The organism is Oceanobacter sp. 1_MG-2023 (assembly GCF_030689025.1).
GTDB lineage: Bacteria > Pseudomonadota > Gammaproteobacteria > Pseudomonadales > Oceanobacteraceae > Oceanobacter.
Genome location: NZ_JAUYWA010000058.1, coordinates 1 through 1901, shown reverse-complemented (window position 1 = coordinate 1901; position 1901 = coordinate 1). Strand labels below are relative to the sequence as shown.

The window sequence follows — 1901 nt, the reverse complement described above, 5'->3', positions numbered from 1 at the left end:
GCTTGATCGGTAAAGTTACCGGCCCCATCGGTAGCGGTGACGATAAAGTTGTAGCTTGGTTTGGTCTCGTAATCAGCATCCGCCAACAAGGTGACTTCACCGGTGCTGGCATCAATCGAGAAGTACGCCGCATCGTCGCCGGAGAGCGAGAAAACTACGCCATCAGAGATATCAGCAGAGTCATCAGCAACAACGGTATACACCACTTGCCCAGCACCAGAGTTTTCATCGATCGCGGTAGCCGTCGCACCAGAGGTAATCGTCGGTGCCACTTCATCGAGGTTATTGACCGCCAGGGTAACGGCTTGATCGGTAAAGTTACCGGTCCCATCGGTGGCGATTACAGTAAAGTTGTAGCTGGACTTGCTCTCATAATCCGCATCCGCCAACAAGGTGACTTCGCCGGTGGCTGAGTTGATGCTGAACAGCCCTGCATCGGCTCCCGAGAGGCTATAAACCGCTGTCGCATCATTGGTTGTGGCTGTGTAAATAACCGAGCTGGCACCAGAGTTTTCATCAATGGCATCCGCCAGACTCCCGGAGTTAAATACCGGTCCTGACTCATCCAAATCATGGACCGCCAGCGTCACGGTCTGATCAGTGAAGTGACCGGCTCCATCGGTGGCGATTACAGTAAAACTGTAGTTTGGTTTGGTCTCGTAGTCGGCATCCGCCAACAAGGTGACTTCGCCGGTGCTGGCATCAATCGAGAAGTAAGCCGCGTCAGTACCACTGAGGCTAAACGTTACGCCGTCCGAGATATCAGCAGAGTCATCCGCGGCAGTGGTATACACCACTTGCCCGGCACCGCTGTTTTCATCGATGGCAGTGGCCGTCGCGCCAGAAGTAATCGTCGGTGCCACTTCATCCAGGTTATTGACTGCCAAGGTGACGGCTTGGTCCGTGTGGTTACCAGCCCCATCGGTAGCGGTGACGGTAAAGCTGTAGCTTGGTTTGGTCTCGTAATCGGCATCAGCCAATAACGTCACTTCGCCGGTGCTGGCATCAATCGAGAAATACGCTGCATCGTCGCCTGAGAGCGAGAAAGTGACGCCTCCAGAAATATCCGCGGAATCATCGGCCGTCGCGGTATACACCACTTGCTCGGCACCAGGGTTTTCATCAATCGCAGTGGCGATAGCGCCAGATGTAATGGTTGGTGCGACTTCATCGAGGTTATTGACTGCTAAGATGACGGTTTGGTCGGTGTGGTTACCGGCTCCATCGATGGCTGTGACGGTAAAGTTGTAACTGTCTTTTGTTTCGTAATCGGCATCAGCCAATAACGTCACTTCGCCGGTGGCTGAGTTGATGCTGAACAGCCCTGCATCGGCTCCCGAGAGGCTATAAACCGCTGTCGCATCATTGGTTGTGGCTGTGTAAATAACCGAGCTGGCACCAGAGTTTTCATCAATGGCATCCGCCAGACTCCCGGAGTTAAATACCGGTCCTGACTCATCCAGATCATTGACCGCCAGCGTCACGGTCTGATCAGTGAAGTGACCGGCGCCATCGGTGGCAGTTACAGTAAAGCTGTAGCTTGGTTTGGTCTCATAGTCGGCATCGGCCAACAAGGTGACTTCACCGGTGCTGGCATCAATCGAGAGATACACGGCATCGTCACCGGAGAGCGAGAAAACCACGCCATCCGAAATATCAGCAGAGTCATCAGCAGCAGCGGTATACACCACCTGCCCAGCACCAGAGTTTTCATCAATCGTAGTGGCGATAACGCCAGATGTAATGCTTGGCGCTGCTTCATCGAGGTTATTGACCGCCAGAGTGACGGTCTGGTCAGTGAAGTGACCGGCTCCATCGGTGGCGGTGACGGTAAAGTTGTAACTGTCTTTTGTTTCGTAATCAGCGTCGGCCAACAAGGTGACTTCGCCTGTAGCGGAGTT

Annotated in this window: 1 protein-coding gene; it reads right to left on the bottom strand. The window is 53.8% G+C overall.

What is annotated here, in order from left to right:
- A partial coding sequence (locus tag Q8W22_RS16595) for a cadherin repeat domain-containing protein (RefSeq protein ID WP_305453115.1) occupies positions 1–1901 on the bottom strand: 1901 nt, incomplete at both ends.